This is a genomic window from Sebaldella termitidis ATCC 33386 (assembly GCF_000024405.1).
In the GTDB taxonomy this organism is placed as follows: domain Bacteria; phylum Fusobacteriota; class Fusobacteriia; order Fusobacteriales; family Leptotrichiaceae; genus Sebaldella; species Sebaldella termitidis.
Genome location: NC_013517.1, coordinates 2,624,950 through 2,639,379, shown reverse-complemented (window position 1 = coordinate 2,639,379; position 14,430 = coordinate 2,624,950). Strand labels below are relative to the sequence as shown.

Below are 14,430 nucleotides of genomic sequence, written 5' to 3'. Positions count from 1 at the left end.
ATCTGACTGATGTTTAGACATATGAATAATATGAAATAATATTCAGCATGAATTTTTAGGAGGAATGTATGGGAAAGAAAATTTTTTTTGGAATAGGTTTGATACTATTAGGAATACTGTATGGATTACAAGCGTTTGGTATGATAAACGGAGAGACAGTTAAGTATATACTTAATTATCAGATAATACTTATTTTGGTTGGGATGTTTGTAGGTATAGCCAAAAAGAAAACATCTGGTTGGATAATAACAGGCGTAGGAGTATATCTTTATATAAAAGAATTTTTTGAAGGATTTACTAATATAGGAATTACTGCTGGATTACTCATAATAGGAACTGCTATTACAGTTTCCGGAATAATAGACAGAAAAAACAGGAACGAAAAAGCAAATGAAAATGTGAATATCAATATAAAAAGCGCTAAAGTAAACAATGATGCGGAAGATATCGAGGACATTGACAATACCAAGGAGGAAACATGGGAAAAATAGCATTTGTATATCCGGGTCAGGGTTCGCAGCAAGTAGGAATGGGACTGGATCTTTATGAAAATGCAGAGATAAAAAAAAGCATGGATAATATTTTTGATTCAATTGATAATAAAGATTTGAAAGAAGTCATGTTTAACGGACCTGAGGAAGAATTGAAAAATACCAGAAATGCCCAGCCGGCAATAGCATTGTTATCTGTGATTCTTACAAAGCTGATTAAAGAAAAAGGAATAACTCCTGATTATGTGGCAGGTCACAGTTTGGGTGAGTATACAGCATTGTATGGAAACGGAATTCTTAATGAAATTGATATAATGAAGCTGATCTCTAAAAGAGGGGAAATAATGTCCGTTTCGGGAATAGAAGGAACTATGGCTGCTATTTTGGGGCTGGAAGCTGCTGAAGTAGAAAAAATCTGCAGTGAAATAGACGGAGTTATAGAAGCAGTGAATTATAATGATCCTAAACAAACAGTAGTAGCTGGGGATAAGAGCATAATAGAGGCAAATCTGGAGACCTTTAAGCAGAAAGGTGCCAGAAGAGCAATTCTTCTTGCTGTATCAGGACCATTTCACAGTTCTCTAATGAAACCTTTAGCAGAAAAAATAAAAGCTGAATTTTCGAAATTTGAGTGGAATACTCCTAAGTGTCCTCTTATTGCCAATACAACAGCAGCTGAGCTTGACAATACAGAAAATATACAGAATGAATTATTTAATCAAACTTTCGGACCTGTAAAATGGGTGGATACAATAAATAAACTTGCTGAAAACGGAGTAGATAAAATATACGAGATCGGACCGGGAAGTGTATTAAAAGGGATGATCAAAAAAATAAACGGCAATATAGAAGTAATTAATATTTCAAAACTGGAAGATTTGGAAAATTTATAATAAATAGGTAACTGCATAAAGCACAATATTGTTTTATGCAGTTTTTTTTATAATTTTTTTAAATATGATATAGAATAAATTTAAATATATGGTTTTATTTAAAAAAAATTACGATGATTAGAATCAAAAGTAAGAGTATATTATATAGAGGATTTTTATTTTTATCTATAAAAATCCAAGGAAATTATTTGTAAAAATAAAGTGGAATATATACTTTTAAATATATTCCATAAAATAAAAAATAGATAAATAATGAAAAAGTTTGACATATTATAGATAAAATGATATTATATCTATAATTAGAAAGAAGGTGAAGAAATGAAGGAAGAAGTTTTCTGGAATTCGGATATAAAAGATATAAAAAAAGGATATATTGACAGCGGTGAACACTTTGAATGTCTTCTCTGCGGAATGAATACTGAAAAAGGAGTAATATATAAAAGAGAAAATACACTTCTGGATGCTGAAAAAGAGATGAAGTCTCATATATCAGAGACTCATGTTTCAGTTTTTGATTATCTTATCAATTTAAATAAAAAGTTGACCGGGATATCTGAACAGCAAAAAAAACTTTTAAAATTATTTTATCAGGGAAAAAGTGATAAAGAAGTACAGGAAGAAACAGAAACAGGAAGCATGTCAACTATAAGAAACCATAGATTTATGTTAAAGGAAAAAGAAAGACAGGCAAAGGTATTCTTATCGGTAATGGAGCTCTTGAGAGAAAGAGATAAAAATGCCGCCGAATTTATTGAACTGCACAAGACGGCAAGATTTATAGATGACAGATACAATATTACACTGTCGGAAAATCAAAAGATGCTGGAAAAATTCTTTGAATTCGAGGACGGAAAAGCAGTAAAGCTAAAAAGATTTCCCGGAAGAGAAAAACAAAAAGTGGTGGTAATAAGAGAAATTTCCAAAAGTATAGAATCAGGAAAAAAATATTCTGAAAAAGAAATAAACAGTGTGATAAAAAACTTTTTTGATGACTATGTAACATTAAGAAGATATCTTATAGAATACGGTTTTCTTGACAGAAAAAAAGATGGAAGCGAATATTGGTTGAAATAAATATGTAGAAATGATATAATCTTTCAGTACAAATTTTAATGTACCAAAAAAGTCACTTTATGTGTCAGGAAATTATAATTTCGGAATAAGATTTGGAAATATGCGGATGAAGGCAGTTTTATCCTGTAACACCATATATTTTTTATATATTATCCGGATAAAATATCTCTTGATTTATTAAAATGACTTTGCTATAATGCTATCATGGAGGTGGATTGTATGTTAGATAAAATAAAAACAATAGTTGCAGAACAATTAGGTGTTGATGAAAGCCAAGTAACAGAGGATGCATCTTTTATAGATGATTTAGGTGCGGATTCATTAGATACAGTAGAATTGATTATGGCTTTTGAAGAAGCATTTGACGTGGAAATTCCTGATGAAGATGCACAAAAAATTAAAACTGTAAAAGATGTAATTGATTATATTGAAGCAAAATAATATAGTTATCTAAAAGTAGAGGGGAAGAATAAACCCCTTTTTTTAATAATTGTACATTTGGTATTTTTTAAAAATGGAATTTGTTGGTGAAAAATATGCCGTTATGTATTTTAAATTTACAAGAGTTTAATAAACATAGTGGCTGCAGGTTATTTTTAGAATAATGATATTATAAAAAGATTATTTTATTTGAAAAAAAACCCAAAATAAAGTAAAATATAGTGAAATATAATTTTTGGTGAGGTGAAAAATGAGAAGAGTAGTTATTACCGGAGTTGGGCTAATAACAGCTTTGGGAACTGGTACGGAAAAAACATGGAAATCTTTGTTGGACGGTGACTGCGGAATTAACACAATAGAATCTTTTGACACTAGTGATCAGTCTGTTCATATAGCAGGAGAAGTGCGTGATTTCAATCCGGAAGATTACATACAGAAAAAGGAATTAAAAAAATTGGGAAGATTTTCTCAATTCGCAATTGCAGCTTCTAAAATGGCACTTGATGATGCAAAACTGGATATAAACGAGTCAAACGCAACAAGAGTTGGTGTTATTATAGGTTCCGGTATTGGAGCTCTTGAAGTTATAGAAACTGAAATCGGAAAAATGATAGAAAAAGGACCGAAAAGAATCTCTCCTTTCTATATTCCGGCAGTTATTACAAATATGGCGTCAGGAAATGTATCAATATATACAGGAGCAAAAGGACCTAATAAGGCAATAGTAACAGCATGTGCATCTGGAACACATTCTATAGGAGACGCTTTCCAGACAATTTTACTCGGTAAAGCAGATGCTATAATTGCCGGAGGGTCGGAAGCTACAATAACAAGAAGTGGAATCGGAGGATTTGCCAGTATAAAAGCATTATCAAATAATCCAGATCCTAAAAAGGCTTCAAGACCGTTTTCTGCTGACAGAGATGGTTTTGTTATGGGAGAAGGAGCCGGTATACTAATAGTAGAAGAGCTTGAGCATGCATTAAAAAGAGGTGCTAAAATATATGCAGAGATCGTAGGCTATGGAGAAACAGGTGATGCATATCATATGACAGCACCTGAGGAAAGCGGAAACGGAGCAGCACGTGCAATGCAGATGGCTATGGAGCAGGGGAATATCAACCCAAATGAAGTAGACTATATAAATGCACACGGGACATCAACACCGCTGAATGATAAAATAGAAACTCGTGCTATAAAAACAGTATTTGGAGATCATGCTAAAGAGCTTGCAGTAAGTTCTACAAAAGGAGCCGTTGGTCATCTTTTAGGCGGAGCAGGCGGAGTAGAAGCCGGATTTTTAGCACTTGCAATTCATGAAGGAGTAATGCCTCCCACAGTGAATTATGATAATCCGGATCCTGACTGTGATTTATATTATGTACCGAATAAATCAGAAAAGAAAGAGATAAGATACGGACTGTCAAATACGCTTGGATTTGGCGGACATAATGCAGTAGTAGCATTTAAAAAATATGAAAAATAAAGAGCAATAGAAGTAAGTTTTTTAGAGAACCGAAATATTTTATTTCCGGTGTGAGGTCACTTTTTAGATCTGGCGGAAGATATCCGGGTTTAACATATAAGGTTCTCTGATAAAACTGTTTTTTTATTAATAAACAACACAGGAGGTGTAATAAAATGGATGATTCAAAATTAAGAGAGCTGATGGAGAAAATCGGATATGAATTTGATGATATTAAGCTTTTGAAAGAAGCATTAATCCATCGTTCTTATGCAAACGAGCATGGTGAAATAGAAAATATAAATAATGAAAGGCTTGAATTTCTGGGAGATGCAGTACTGGATCTGATATCGACGGAATATATATATACAAAAGAAAAGGATGATAATGAAGGTGATCTTGCCAAGCTAAAGAGCAGAATAATCAGTGAGCCGATATTTTCTGCCGTTTCAAAGGAAATAGCCCTGGGAGAATATCTTTTTTTAAGCAACGGTGAGGAAATAACCGGAGGACGTGACAGAAAATCTATACTCGGAGATGCTTTTGAAGCATTGATAGGTGCTATATTTATGGATTCGGGATTTGATGAGGCTAAAAGAATAGCACTCAAATATCTGAAAGATAAAATAGACAATATAGATGATCTTGAAGAACTGAAAGATTATAAAACACTCCTGCAGGAGCTTTTCCAAAGTAAATTTCACATTATACCCAATTACGAAATTCTATCGGAAAAAGGGCCGGATCATAATAAAAAATTTGAAATAGCAGTAAAATTAAAAGAAGAAATAGTGGGCATAGGAACAGGAACAAGCAAAAAAGAAGCAGAAAAAAATGCCGCGAGAGAAGCTTATTTTTTATTTAAAAAATAATTTATACCTTTATCTGTGTGTATGTTCAGATATAGAGTTAAGGGCATAAAACCAAATAAGGAGATTTCCATGAAAAAGATAGCAGTATACCCTGGGAGTTTTGATCCGATTACAAAAGGTCATACAGACATAATAAAGAGAAGTGCCGGATTGTTTGATGAATTAAAAATAGGAATCTTGATTAATTCGTCTAAAAAAAATTGGTTTACAATAGAAGAAAGAATAGAATTGGTAAAAAGAATATTAAAAGCCGAAAATATAGAAGCCGAGGTATTGAGTTTTAAGGGGCTGACAGTAGATTTTATGGCAGAACAGAATGCCAATATACTGGTAAGAGGATTAAGAGCAGTTTCTGATTACGAATATGAACTGCAGTTTACTCTGACAAATACTATATTGGCAAAGCAACCATTTGAAACTTTATTTTTTACGGCACCGAGAGAATATCTCTATTTGAGTTCCAGTCTGGTAAAAGAGGTAGCTCTGAATAACGGAAAACTGGATAGATTCTTACCTGAAAATATAATAAAGGATATAGAGGAGAGAGCCGAAAGAATTAGAAAAGGATAGGATATGGCGTCAAAATCAGGATATATTTGTTCCGAATGTGGATATACAAGTAAAAAATGGCTGGGAAAGTGTCCTAATTGTGAGTCATGGGGTACTTTTGAAGAAGAAGTGGATATAAAGAAAACACTTTCAAAGATCTCGGCGGAAGATGTGGAGATAGTGAAGCTCGAAGAAATAGAACTGGGAAAGGAATTTCGTATGGTAACGAAATTCAGCGAGTTCGACAGAGTTTTGGGCGGCGGTCTGGTTAAAGGAGAAGTAGTACTTATAAGCGGAAATCCCGGAATAGGGAAGTCCACTTTTTTGCTGCAATTAATTGATGAATATTCCAAAACCGGAAATGTCTTTTATATATCCGGTGAAGAATCACTAAGACAGATAAAACAACGCGCGGACAGACTCGGGGTAAAGAGTAAGAGCCTGTATCTCGCCAATGAAACAAATCTGGAAAAGATAGAATCAATAATTTTAAAAGATAATCCTAAGATAGTTGTGATAGACTCTATTCAGACACTATATTCAGAGAATGTAAATTCAATACCGGGAAGTATGACACAAATCAGAGAAACAACACTGAAGATAATAGAGATGGCCAAGAGCAGGGAGATATCTTTTTTTATAGTAGGACATATAACTAAAGACGGAAAGGTAGCCGGACCTAAGATGCTGGAGCATATGGTAGATGCGGTTATTCAGATAGAAGGCGAGGAAAACAGCTTTTACAGAATTATAAGAACTCTAAAGAACAGATTCGGCTCTACGAATGAAATATCGATCTTTGACATGAAAGAGGACGGGATAAGCGAGATAACAAATCCGTCGGAATTTTTTATAGGAGAAAGAGAAGAAAAAAATGTCGGGAGTATAATAACACCTATATTGGAAGGAAGCAGGGTATTTTTATTTGAAGTACAGTCACTGCTTACCAATACTACATTCGGTCTTCCGCGGAGAATAATCGAAGGCTATGATAAAAACAGAGTGGAAATATTAGGTGCTGTTTTGAGTAAGTTTCTGAAACTGGATCTGAGTTCAAAGGATATTTTTATAAATATTCCCGGAGGACTTACCCTAAAAGACAGAAGCTCTGATCTGGCAGTGATTTTTTCGCTGATTTCTTCTATAAATGCCCTTGCCGTAAGCCAGAAAATAGCAGCTGTGGGCGAATTAGGGCTGAGAGGTGAGATAAGAAGGGTTGCATTTATAAAAAACAGAATAAAAGAGCTGGAAAGACTGGGCTTTAAAGGTGTCTATCTTCCTACGGCAAATAAAAAAGATTTAGAATCAGAAGATTTTAAGATAAAACTTATTTACCTGAAGAATATTGAGGAGTTGATAGAAAGGGTGAAAAAATAATGACAAGAAAAGAAATATTGACCGGAATATTTTCCTTAGTCGCACCTGGGACATTATTAAGAGACGCTTTAGGCAGAATACAGGAAGCAGGATTGGGAGCGCTGATAGTAATAGGAGACGAAGAAAGTCTGAAATATATGATAGACGGAGGATTTAATTTAAATGTAGATTTTACTCCCCAAAAATTATATGAACTTTCTAAAATGGACGGAGCATTAATGGTATCCGAAAACCTGAGAAAAATTTCGTATGCCAATATTCAGCTTCAGCCAAAGGCTACCATACATACAGATGAAAGCGGAACAAGACACAGAACAGCGGACAGAGTAGCAAAGCAGACGGGTAATCTTGTGCTGGCGGTATCTGAAAGAAGAAATAAAATAACTATATATAAGGGAAGCTTTAGGTATGAGATTCTGGATATGAAGGATATACTGGCAAAAACAAGTCAGGCATTGATGGCTCTTGAAAAATATGCGACAGCAATACACCATCATTTAACTAATCTTACAATACTTGAATTTGACAATATGGTTACTGTTAACGAAGTGGTGGAGGGAATAAAAAAATACGGTCTTTTATATAGAATAACCGACGAGCTGGATGAGTATATACTGGAGCTTGGAAGTGAAGGACGTCTGATAGTACTCCAGTATGAGGAGCTTATGCAGGGGATCAAGGAAGATCTTTATGATCTTATAAGAGATTATAATAACAGTGAAGAGACTGTGGATAAAATATTCAGCGATATCAGAAAGCTAAATAAGGAAGAATTGCTGGAACTTGGGAAAATTGCCCATATAATGGGATTCGGAAAGGCATACAGCAATTTTGACAAGAGAATAACACCAAGAGGGTACAGAATACTAAGTGAAATTAAGAGAATAACTAAAAAAGATATAGAATTATTAATAAAGGCTTTTAATGATTTGCCGGAGATTCTGGATGCAACATCGGAAGATATAGCAAAAATAAAAGGAATAAGCAAATTCAAGGCAAGTTCCATTGTAAGAGGACTAAAGAGACTGAGAAATACACTAATAATGGAAAGATAGTTTAGGAGGAAAAAGTGGATAATAAAGTAGTAGTCGGCGGGCAGGCAGTAATAGAAGGAGTTATGATGAGAGGGCCTAAAGCAATAGCAACCGCTGTAAGAAGAAAAGACGGAACAATAGTATACAGAAAAAAAACACTTGACGAAAAAAAGAATAAATGGTTTAAAATGCCTTTTATAAGAGGTGTTCTGGCATTATTTGACGCAATGGTTATAGGGACAAAAGAACTTATTTTTGCTTCAAATCAGGCTGGGGAAGAAGAAGAGCAGCTAAGTGACAAAGAGGTAATGGGAACAGTTTCTATGTCTCTTATTATAGGAATAGGAGTATTTATGGTTATTCCGTCACTTGTAGGCGGACTTGTATTTAAAGATAACAAATTAATGGCTAATATTATAGAGGCTGCGATAAGACTGATAATGTTTCTCGGATATATCTGGGGAATTTCATTCTTTAAGGATGTAAGAAGAGTTTTTGAATATCACGGAGCCGAGCATAAATCAATCTATAATTATGAAATGGAGAAAGCTCTGGAAGTGGAAAATGCTAAGACATGCACAAGATTTCATCCCAGATGCGGTACAAGTTTTCTGCTTTTAGTTATGTTTATAAGTATACTTGTATTTTCAATTGTAGATTTTATATTTCCTGTACCGGATAATAAATTTCTTCTGATTGTTTATAAAATATTTACAAGAATCCCTTTTGTGCCGGTAGTAGCCGGAATTTCATTTGAGATTCAAAGATGGACAAGCTATCATCTGAATAATATAATCGGAAAAATGATAGCAGGACCCGGGCTTCTTCTGCAGAAAATTACTACAAAAGAACCTGATGAAAGTCAGCTTGAGGTAGCACTTGTGGCTTTGAAGGTAGCTTTAGGCCAGGAAGTAACTAATGCTGTGGAAGTGGAAAATTAAATCCGTCCGCAGTATTGAGGAGAACATATGAAGAAGAGAAGTTTGTATTTATGTCTTTTAGCAGGGATTATATTAACGTTTACGGGATGTGCGGTCTTAAAGACTGCTTTGCATCATGATTATAAGATAAACAAATATGATGAAACAGAAAATATGGAGTATATAGTACTGTTTCACGGAATATACGGAACAGAAAAGGATATGAAGCCGATAGCAGAAATGCTTGGAAATAAAAATTATAACATAATAAGTATACAATACCCGACAAACAGTGACAGTGTGGAAATGATATCGGAAAAATATATAAAACCTGTTATAGACGGGCTGGATAATGATAAAAAGGTTCATTTCGTGGTACACTCCATGGGAAGTGGAATATTAAGATATTATTTGAAAAATAATAATATGGATAATCTCGGGAAAGTGGTATTTATTTCGCCGCCGAGTCATGGAAGTGCACTTGCAGATCATTTTATATCAAAGATGCTGAAAGATCCGCTGGGAGAGGCAGTTCTTCAGTTCAGTATAAAAGAAGACAGTTTTGTGAATAAACTGGGGAATCCTGATTATTCATGCTATGTATTGATTGGAAATAAATCAAATAATCCGCTGTATTCTGTCATAATACCGGGAAAGGATGACGGAATGGTACCGCTTGACGGTTCAAAGCTGGATTCATGTGCTTACAAAGTCGTAGACAAAGCATCTCATACATCAATACTTAAAGATGAAAGAACATTTAATGAAATAGAAAATTATCTGAAAAATTAATAATATAAATACTGAAAGTACTTTTTCACGGAAAATATTCCATACTGAAAAAGTATTTTTTTGTATAAAAATAAGTCGTTATTTTTGCAGAATTACAGTAATTGACAGATTTTCGGATAATACATATAGAAAAATTCTGGAAATATTCAAAATATATATCATTCGACTTATTTATTGACAAGATAGATAACAATATGTTATATTTATGGAATAAAAGTAAAAGGCTTTTGCCAGTATCCAAGATTAGGTATTTTTTTTCGGGAAAATTCCTATGAGCATATTGTAAACTAAGTTTAGTTTACTCATTGAGACTGGTTAAATCAGTCTTTTTTTATAAAATTATATATAGGAGAGGGTAGCACATGACTGGTAAAACCAGAATTTTGATAAAAATGCTGATATTTATAATATTATTAGTATTGATATTTAGAACAATTGATTTGAGCTTCCTGAAAAAAAGCGACTGCATCTTTTTGCTTCAGGGATTATGGGTAACTGTACAGATAACTTTTTGCGGGGTACTTCTCGGAGTAGTACTGGGAACTCTGCTTGCATTTTTGAGGTATCTGAATAATCCTGTTGTTGATACGATTATAGAAGAATATGTGGATATACTGCGTGGAATACCAGTAACAATCCAGCTTTTGATATTTGCTTATTTTATTTTGAGCGGAGTTGTTCAGTCAAAATTTTTGATTGCAGTAATAGGTTTTGGTATAAACAGCTCGGCATATGTTTCGGAGATAATCAGATCAGGAATAGAGAGTCTGGACAAGGGACAGATGGAAGCTGCAAGAGCTTTGGGCATGCCTTATTCCATGTCGATGTTTGAGATAATAATCCCGCAGGCAGTAAGGAATATACTTCCGGCATTAATAAACGAATTTATAGCTTTATTTAAGGAAACATCAGTGGTAGGACTGGTACTTATAAATATGTATGATCTGACTTTTGCAAGTAAGGCTCTGCAGAGTAAATATTATAAACCTGAACCGTATATTCTCGCAGGAATAATATATTACATATGTGTAAAATTATTTTCAATTTTTGCAGGGACTCTGGAAAGGAAGTTGAAAAAATGATAGAAGTAAAAGGTTTGTATAAAAATTTTGGAAATCTGGAAGTATTGAAGGATATAAATAAAACAATAAATAAAGGAGAGGTAGTGGCCATTATAGGTCCCAGCGGAAGCGGGAAATCTACTCTTCTAAGATGCATAAATCTCCTGGAAACACCAAGTAAGGGTGAAATACTGATTGAAGGAGAAAATATACTTTCTTCAAAAACAAATGTAAATAAAATAAGACAGAAAGTAGGAATGGTTTTTCAGCATTTTAATCTTTTTCCTCATAAAACGGTATTGCAGAATCTTACTATGGCACCTGTAAAACTGAAAAAAATGTCAAAAGCTGAAGCTGAGAAAACGGCAATTGATCTTCTAAGAAAAGTAGGGCTTGAGGAGAAAAAGGATGTTTATCCAAATACGCTGTCAGGAGGACAGAAACAAAGGGTGGCAATAGCAAGGGCACTTGCTATGAATCCGGAAGTAATATTATTTGATGAGCCGACATCTGCACTGGATCCCGAGATGATAGGAGAGGTTCTGGATGTAATAAAAAAACTTGCTCATGAAGGAATGACAATGCTTTTGGTAACACATGAGATGGGATTTGCCAGAAATGTGGCAAAAAGAGTAATATTTATGGATGAAGGAAGAATCGTAGAAGACGAGGATCCAGAAAAAATATTTACAAATCCAGGGCATGAAAGAACAAAAGAATTTTTGAACAAAGTATTAAATCATTAAAAAAATATAATATAAAATTTTGAGAGGAGAAACAAATGAAAAAAACATTATTTTTATTAAGTCTTATGCTTTTATTTGTATTAAGCTGCGGTTCAAAGAATGAGACGGCTGCTGCAGACGGCGGAGAAAAACCGGCAGAAGGACAGGAAAAGGTACTGCGTGTAGGTACTAATCCGGAATTTAAGCCGTTTGAATATGTAGGTGAAGGCGGGAAGACAGAAGGTTTTGATATAGACCTTATGAATATGATCGGTGAAGAGCTTGGTTATAAAATCGAATGGAAAACAATGGCATTTGACGGACTTATTCCTGCATTAAAAAATAACGAGATAGATGCAATAATAGCAGGTATGAGCGTTACTGAGGAAAGAAAAGCAGCTGTGGATTTTAGTGATGAATATTATATCTCAAAATTTGCATATGTGAGATTAAAAGGTGATACATCATTAAACAGCATTGATGACATGAAAGATAAAAGACTCGGAGCACAGCTGGGGACTATTCAGGAACAGGAAGCTAAGAAAATAAGTGAAAAAACAGTTGTTAACGAGGCTATTACATCATTAATCCTTGAATTAAAAAATAAGAATCTTGATGCCCTTGTTCTTGAAGACGTAGTAGCAAGTGCTTATGTAAGTGAAAATCCTGAATTGGAGATTTTTGCTACAAAAGATATGACAGATAACGGCGGAACAGCTATAGCTTTTGATAAAGGGAAAAATCCTGAATTAATTAAGCAGGTAAATGAAACTATAATAAAATTAAAAGAAAACGGAAAATATGACGAATTACTAAAAAAATATAATTTGAAATAGTTTTTTTTAGATAAGAAGAGCCCTAAAAATTTTTTAGGGCTTTTTATAATTTATAAAAGTTTTTAGAACTCTTTACAATTAGAATAAAGAAAATTTCTTACAGTCATAAAATTACTGCTGTCAGATTTTTTATATTCCTTGATATATTCGCTGATCAGTTTATTTTTTTTAGCACTGCGTGTATAGAAGCTGCATTGTTTTATTGATTTATTTCTCAAGACCGGCAGAATATCTTCCGGTTCAAACTTAGACGGACAGCAGGAAAAAGAAACGCTTTCCAGATTTTTTACATATTCAAGCTGGGAAAGATCATTAAGAGATTTCATGTCGTCAAATAAAATATGCTTTAAGTTACCATGTGCCGAAAGATCAGGTATATGATCAATATGTCTCAGGCAGGAAAGCTCTGCAGCAATGAGATTTGGCAGATTAGCAAGCAGTTTTATATCTGTAAATTTAGTAATCCTGAATATTTGCAGTGCGTTGATACTTGTATTGCCATATAAGTCTGAAAAATTTTCGGTATTACCCCAATGAATTTTCAAGGATTTCAGAGCTTTGATATTATTCAGGAATGCCGCGCTTTTGAGCGTGATGCCTTTTAGCAGGAGGCTTTCAAGCAAAGGAAGATTTTCGACAGACTCAATATTTTTTTTACAGCCGGAAAGATATAAAATTTTTAATTGTTTAAATCTGTTTAATAAGGAAATATCAAAAGAATTTTTCTTTGTTTCCAGCGAAAACTGCTCCAGCTTGTCAGAAAGCTCTGTTATAAAACTAAAATTATCCAGTAAATAAATATTTAGGCGCAGACTTTTTAAATTTTTCAGATAGCTTAACGAGGAAATATTATCTGTATTTTCTGTATAATCAATACTAAGCTTTTCAAGGTTTGACAAATATTTCAGGAAGGATAAATCCAGACTTTTTTTACTGTAGCTATACAAGCGAAAGCCAGTTTCTGGAAATCTGGAAAAATAATTATCATTCAGAGCTATAAGTGTCTCACGGGAAGGTATGTCATTAGTCTGGATTCTGTCAAAAACGCCCATCTGTATGATTTCATCAAGCTCTTTATCGGTGATTTTTTCCTTTAGATCAATAAAATTTATCTTATCTCCTGATGCAGTATAAGATATTGAATATCCCATAAATTAATTTTTCCTTTCTTAAATATGATAAAAGTCAAATATAGAATCAATAGAAATAAAACATAGTATCATCAATAAATATCTGATATTTTTAAATTTATTATATCAGGAAAGTCAAGTGAAATAAAGCAGTAATATTTTTATAATAAAGAAATTGAAAATTTATGATATAATAAACTAATTAAGTATTGTCAGTTTTATTAGCTATAAACTGGACACTGCACTGTTTAAATTATAATAAAATAAATTTTTTAAGCAAATATATATAAAGGAGATAAAAATGGAGAAACCTGTAATAACAAAGATAGTAGGAGCAATAACGCTTTTACAGCTGGGAATGAGTATATTTATAGGTCTGGTCGGCGGCTTCAGCGAAGAAAATACCGGGGAAATAAACGGGGGTTATATGGTTTATGCATTAATTTTAATTTCCATGATAATCATGATTACAGCCTCTGTATTATTGATAAGAGGAAATAAATACAGCAGAATACTGTATCTTATAGGAACCATTACAACTCTTGCGGGAAATATAATAGTGGCAGGTATCGTCTGCGGACTTCAGTCTTCATTTATACCGTTATTATTTACAGTTTTGCTGTATGTGAAGAAATCAGCAAGAGAATATTTCAGAGAGATAAAATAAATATTTTGCAGTTAGTGTAACACACGGCAGCAAGCTAATTGTTTATTTGTAAAAATGCCTGATTTATGATATAATTTTTAGGTTAAAAATAATGAAAATGAAG

At 33.4% G+C, this 14,430-nt stretch carries 16 protein-coding genes; 15 read left to right on the top strand and 1 reads right to left on the bottom strand.

What is annotated here, in order from left to right:
- The first annotated feature begins 68 nt into the window (after positions 1–68).
- The 14 genes from STERM_RS12125 (at position 69) to STERM_RS12060 (ending at position 12,530) form a co-directional block, all read left to right on the top strand.
- Positions 69–491 carry a LiaF transmembrane domain-containing protein gene (locus tag STERM_RS12125; protein ID WP_012861912.1) on the top strand — a complete coding sequence of 141 codons (423 nt, stop codon included), beginning with the start codon at positions 69–71 and terminating at the stop codon, positions 489–491.
- Positions 479–1,384, top strand: a complete 906-nt coding sequence (fabD, locus tag STERM_RS12120; RefSeq protein ID WP_012861911.1) for an ACP S-malonyltransferase — start codon at positions 479–481, stop codon at positions 1,382–1,384. The genes STERM_RS12125 and fabD overlap by 13 nt, the downstream gene beginning before the upstream one ends.
- 318 nt (positions 1,385–1,702) lie before the next feature.
- Complete coding sequence (locus STERM_RS12115; RefSeq protein ID WP_012861910.1) at positions 1,703–2,458, top strand: DUF2087 domain-containing protein; 756 nt, start codon at positions 1,703–1,705, stop codon at positions 2,456–2,458.
- A 219-nt stretch (positions 2,459–2,677) separates the two neighbouring features.
- Entirely contained in the window at positions 2,678–2,899 is a 222-nt protein-coding gene (locus STERM_RS12110; protein WP_012861909.1) for an acyl carrier protein, read from the top strand.
- A gap of 250 nt (positions 2,900–3,149) precedes the next feature.
- Positions 3,150–4,385, top strand: coding sequence for a beta-ketoacyl-ACP synthase II (gene fabF / locus STERM_RS12105; protein WP_012861908.1), 1,236 nt, complete (start codon positions 3,150–3,152; stop codon positions 4,383–4,385).
- Positions 4,386–4,540: 155 nt separating this feature from the next.
- A complete protein-coding gene (gene rnc / locus STERM_RS12100) occupies positions 4,541–5,236 on the top strand; it encodes a ribonuclease III (protein WP_012861907.1) in 696 nt (231 codons plus the stop codon).
- Between the two features lie 69 nt (positions 5,237–5,305).
- Entirely contained in the window at positions 5,306–5,806 is a 501-nt protein-coding gene (gene coaD, locus STERM_RS12095) for a pantetheine-phosphate adenylyltransferase (protein WP_012861906.1), read from the top strand.
- Between the two features lie 3 nt (positions 5,807–5,809).
- Positions 5,810–7,162, top strand: coding sequence for a DNA repair protein RadA (gene radA / locus STERM_RS12090; protein ID WP_012861905.1), 1,353 nt, complete (start codon positions 5,810–5,812; stop codon positions 7,160–7,162).
- Positions 7,162–8,217, top strand: a complete 1,056-nt coding sequence (disA, locus tag STERM_RS12085) for a DNA integrity scanning diadenylate cyclase DisA (RefSeq protein WP_012861904.1) — start codon at positions 7,162–7,164, stop codon at positions 8,215–8,217. The genes radA and disA overlap by 1 nt, the downstream gene beginning before the upstream one ends.
- Before the next feature lie 62 nt (positions 8,218–8,279).
- The gene (locus STERM_RS12080; protein ID WP_049769026.1) at positions 8,280–9,137 is read left to right on the top strand and encodes a DUF1385 domain-containing protein; all 858 of its coding nucleotides are present in this window, start codon (positions 8,280–8,282) and stop codon (positions 9,135–9,137) included.
- Between the two features lie 27 nt (positions 9,138–9,164).
- A complete protein-coding gene (locus STERM_RS12075) occupies positions 9,165–9,908 on the top strand; it encodes an alpha/beta hydrolase (RefSeq protein WP_012861902.1) in 744 nt (247 codons plus the stop codon).
- A gap of 362 nt (positions 9,909–10,270) precedes the next feature.
- Positions 10,271–10,990 (top strand): amino acid ABC transporter permease, encoded by a 720-nt coding sequence (locus tag STERM_RS12070; protein WP_012861901.1) that lies wholly within the window; start codon positions 10,271–10,273, stop codon positions 10,988–10,990.
- Complete coding sequence (locus tag STERM_RS12065; RefSeq protein ID WP_012861900.1) at positions 10,987–11,715, top strand: amino acid ABC transporter ATP-binding protein; 729 nt, start codon at positions 10,987–10,989, stop codon at positions 11,713–11,715. Before STERM_RS12070 ends, STERM_RS12065 begins: the two co-directional genes overlap by 4 nt.
- Before the next feature lie 35 nt (positions 11,716–11,750).
- Entirely contained in the window at positions 11,751–12,530 is a 780-nt protein-coding gene (locus tag STERM_RS12060; RefSeq protein ID WP_012861899.1) for a basic amino acid ABC transporter substrate-binding protein, read from the top strand.
- A gap of 62 nt (positions 12,531–12,592) precedes the next feature.
- Here STERM_RS12060 and STERM_RS12055 read toward each other — a convergent pair whose 3' ends face one another.
- Entirely contained in the window at positions 12,593–13,681 is a 1,089-nt protein-coding gene (locus STERM_RS12055; RefSeq protein WP_012861898.1) for a hypothetical protein, read from the bottom strand.
- Between the two features lie 280 nt (positions 13,682–13,961).
- Between STERM_RS12055 and STERM_RS12050 the strand changes: the two genes are divergently transcribed.
- Complete coding sequence (locus STERM_RS12050) at positions 13,962–14,327, top strand: hypothetical protein (protein ID WP_012861897.1); 366 nt, start codon at positions 13,962–13,964, stop codon at positions 14,325–14,327.
- The last annotated feature ends 103 nt before the right edge of the window (positions 14,328–14,430 follow it).

What these genes read in the sequence shown, in the direction of transcription:
- STERM_RS12075 (WP_012861902.1), top strand. Translation starts at nt 9,165, where the DNA reads ATGAAGAAGAGAAGTTTGTATTTATGTCTTTTAGCAGGGATTATATTA.
- STERM_RS12070 (WP_012861901.1), top strand. Translation starts at nt 10,271, where the DNA reads ATGACTGGTAAAACCAGAATTTTGATAAAAATGCTGATATTTATAATA.
- STERM_RS12115 (WP_012861910.1), top strand. Translation starts at nt 1,703, where the DNA reads ATGAAGGAAGAAGTTTTCTGGAATTCGGATATAAAAGATATAAAAAAA.
- STERM_RS12050 (WP_012861897.1), top strand. Translation starts at nt 13,962, where the DNA reads ATGGAGAAACCTGTAATAACAAAGATAGTAGGAGCAATAACGCTTTTA.
- fabF (WP_012861908.1), top strand. Translation starts at nt 3,150, where the DNA reads ATGAGAAGAGTAGTTATTACCGGAGTTGGGCTAATAACAGCTTTGGGA.
- coaD (WP_012861906.1), top strand. Translation starts at nt 5,306, where the DNA reads ATGAAAAAGATAGCAGTATACCCTGGGAGTTTTGATCCGATTACAAAA.
- STERM_RS12055 (WP_012861898.1), bottom strand. Translation starts at nt 13,681, where the DNA reads ATGGGATATTCAATATCTTATACTGCATCAGGAGATAAGATAAATTTT.
- STERM_RS12065 (WP_012861900.1), top strand. Translation starts at nt 10,987, where the DNA reads ATGATAGAAGTAAAAGGTTTGTATAAAAATTTTGGAAATCTGGAAGTA.
- radA (WP_012861905.1), top strand. Translation starts at nt 5,810, where the DNA reads ATGGCGTCAAAATCAGGATATATTTGTTCCGAATGTGGATATACAAGT.
- STERM_RS12060 (WP_012861899.1), top strand. Translation starts at nt 11,751, where the DNA reads ATGAAAAAAACATTATTTTTATTAAGTCTTATGCTTTTATTTGTATTA.
- STERM_RS12080 (WP_049769026.1), top strand. Translation starts at nt 8,280, where the DNA reads ATGATGAGAGGGCCTAAAGCAATAGCAACCGCTGTAAGAAGAAAAGAC.
- STERM_RS12110 (WP_012861909.1), top strand. Translation starts at nt 2,678, where the DNA reads ATGTTAGATAAAATAAAAACAATAGTTGCAGAACAATTAGGTGTTGAT.
- STERM_RS12125 (WP_012861912.1), top strand. Translation starts at nt 69, where the DNA reads ATGGGAAAGAAAATTTTTTTTGGAATAGGTTTGATACTATTAGGAATA.
- disA (WP_012861904.1), top strand. Translation starts at nt 7,162, where the DNA reads ATGACAAGAAAAGAAATATTGACCGGAATATTTTCCTTAGTCGCACCT.
- fabD (WP_012861911.1), top strand. Translation starts at nt 479, where the DNA reads ATGGGAAAAATAGCATTTGTATATCCGGGTCAGGGTTCGCAGCAAGTA.
- rnc (WP_012861907.1), top strand. Translation starts at nt 4,541, where the DNA reads ATGGATGATTCAAAATTAAGAGAGCTGATGGAGAAAATCGGATATGAA.